We start from the raw sequence: 2,318 nt of genomic DNA, 5'->3' as shown, positions 1-2,318 counted from the left end.
GGCAGCAGCGCTCCAGCGGCGAGCCGGCCAGCTCCTGGCGCGACGCCAGCCGGCGGCCCGCGTCGTCCAGCGCGTCCACCGTGGCGAAGCACAGCTCGAAGAGGTCCGGCGTGGGCGTGCGCCCGTGGATGAGCGGCTCCAGCACCTCCTCCATGCGGTGGCAGGCGTTCTCCACCATGGCGGCGCTGGCCGCGCGCGACGCGCCCTTCACGCTGTGCAGCGTGCGCAGCAGGCCGGGGATGAGCTCCTTCGCGCGCGCCGGCGCCTGCTCCAGCGCGAGCAGGTCCCGGTTGAGGGACACGACGTGCCCCTCCAGCTCCTCCAGGAACGAGTCCAGCAGTGCCTGCGCCAGCCTGTCGCGATCCATGGGTTAGCGCCCGAACTCCCCGAGCAGCCCCTTGAGCTTCTGGCCCATGGCGTTGATGTCCTGCATCGCGCGCTCCGTCTGCCGCGACGAGATGAGGCCCTGCTGCGTGGCCTGGTTCACGTCGTGCATCGCCTGGCGGATCTGCCCGATGCCGGTGGCCTGCTGGTTGGCGGACGCGGCGATCTGCGCGGCCGTGAGCGACGCCTGCGTGAGCAGGTCCGCCAGCTGCTGGATGGTGGTGCCCGCCTCCGTGACGACGCGCGTGGCGGCGGACACGCTCTTGGTGCCCTCCTCCGTGGTCATCACCGCGCCGTGGGTGGCCTTCTGAATCTGGCCCAGAATCTGGCGCACCTGCGCGGTGGCCTTCTTGGACTGGTCCGCCAGGGCCTTCACCTCGGAGGCGACGACGGCGAAGCCGCGGCCGTGCTCACCCGCGCGGCTCGCCTCGATGGAGGCGTTGAGCGCGAGCATGTGCGTCTGCTCGGAGATGTCGTTGACGGTGGTGATGATGTCGCCAATGGCCTGGGCCTGCTCGGCCAGGGCGAGGATGCGCGACGCGATGGACTCCACCTGGTCGCGCACGGCGCCCATGGAGGAGACGGCCTCCTCCACGGCGCGGCGGCCGGAGCGGCCCACCTCCTCGGAGTGCCGGGCGGACTCGCTCACCGCGCGCGCGCGGCCGGCGGCCTCCTCCGACGTCTTGGTGATCTCCTCGATGGTGCTCACCGTCTCCGTGACGGCGGTGCCCTGCTCCTGGGCGCCGGCCACCTGCTCGGTGGTGCTGGCGAGGATTTCGGAGGACGCGCCGGCCAGCTGGTTGACGAACTCCGCCACGGTCTTGAGCGTGTGCTCGCGCTGCTCGGCCTGCTTCGCCAGCTGCACCTCCGCCTGCTGGCGCGCTCCGCCATGTCGTTGAAGGCGCCGGCCAGGTCGGCCATCTCGTCCTTGCCGCGCACGTTGATGCGGTGGGTGAGGTCGCCCTTGCCCAGCTGCTCCGCGCCGAAGGTGAGCTTGCGCAGGGGGTCGGTGATGCCGCGGGTGATGACGAAGCTGCCCACGCCCACGATGGCCAGGCCCAGCAGGGTGCCCAGCGCCAGCACCCAGAGGCTGCGCTGCGCGGCCTGGGTGGCGGCGTCGGAGTAGAGCTTCCAGCGCTCCTCCTCCGTGTCGCGCATCTCGTAGATGATCTCCCGGATGCTCTCCATCTCCTTCTGGCCGCGGTCGGTCTTCACGATGGCCTGGGCCGCCTCGAAGCCCTGCTCACGGCGGACGCGGATGGTGTTCGTCAGCTCGTCCAGCTTGTTCACGACCAGGGGCTCCAGCTTCGCGAAGCGCGTGCGCTGGTCCGGGTAGCGGGCCATCGCCGGGCGCAGGGCGTCCAGGTCCGTGCGCAGCTCGGCCACGGCGTTCTGGTACGGGCGCAGGTAGGTCTCTTCGCCGGTGAGGATGAAGCCGCGCTGGCCGGTCTCCGCGTCCACGACGAGCGCGCGCACCTCGCGCAGCAGCTTGTAGTTGTTGTGGGCCTCCAGCAGGCCCTCGGTGGTGGTGGTGAGCTGCTGGGCGCCCTGGAAGGCCACGCTGGCGATGATCAGCAGCACCAGCAGGGACAGCCCGAAGCCCAGCGCGATGCGATTCCCGATGCTCATGCGACTCCTTCTTCGGACAGCTCGAACACGAGACGCTCGTCCGCGAGGAGGGCCTCTCCCTTCAGGACGAGCGTGCCGTCGGGGCTGACGCCGGACACCAGCGCGCCCGCTTCCTCTTCCAGGGAGGGGGGCGCGGGCAACAGCTCCGTGCCCGTCAGCACCGCCACCTCCATCACCTCATCCGTGCGCAGGCCCAGCTCCGCGCGGGCCGCGCCCACCACCAGCACGGGGCCGGTGCCCTGCGGCGCGGGCCGGCCGAACAGGGGCGCCAGCTCCACCACGGGCAGCACCTCCCCGCGCAGCAG

2 protein-coding genes and 1 pseudogene are annotated in these 2,318 nt (G+C 71.5%); all 3 read right to left on the bottom strand.

The features are described 5' to 3' along the window. Nucleotides 1-367, bottom strand: a 367-nt coding sequence (locus ACLEQD_RS41605) for an Hpt domain-containing protein (RefSeq protein WP_410391444.1), incomplete at its 3' end; no start/stop codon positions are given. A gap of 3 nt (nt 368-370) precedes the next feature. Next, nucleotides 371-2,013: pseudogene (locus ACLEQD_RS41600) on the bottom strand (methyl-accepting chemotaxis protein). Then, nucleotides 2,010-2,318 (bottom strand): chemotaxis protein CheW (locus ACLEQD_RS41595; protein ID WP_410391443.1); only part of this gene is annotated, 309 nt, incomplete at its 5' end. The pseudogene ACLEQD_RS41600 and the gene ACLEQD_RS41595, both read right to left, overlap by 4 nt.

The organism is Corallococcus sp. 4LFB (assembly GCF_046520365.1).
GTDB classification, from domain to species: domain Bacteria; phylum Myxococcota; class Myxococcia; order Myxococcales; family Myxococcaceae; genus Corallococcus; species Corallococcus caeni.
This window is presented reverse-complemented; position numbering and strand designations above follow the sequence as displayed.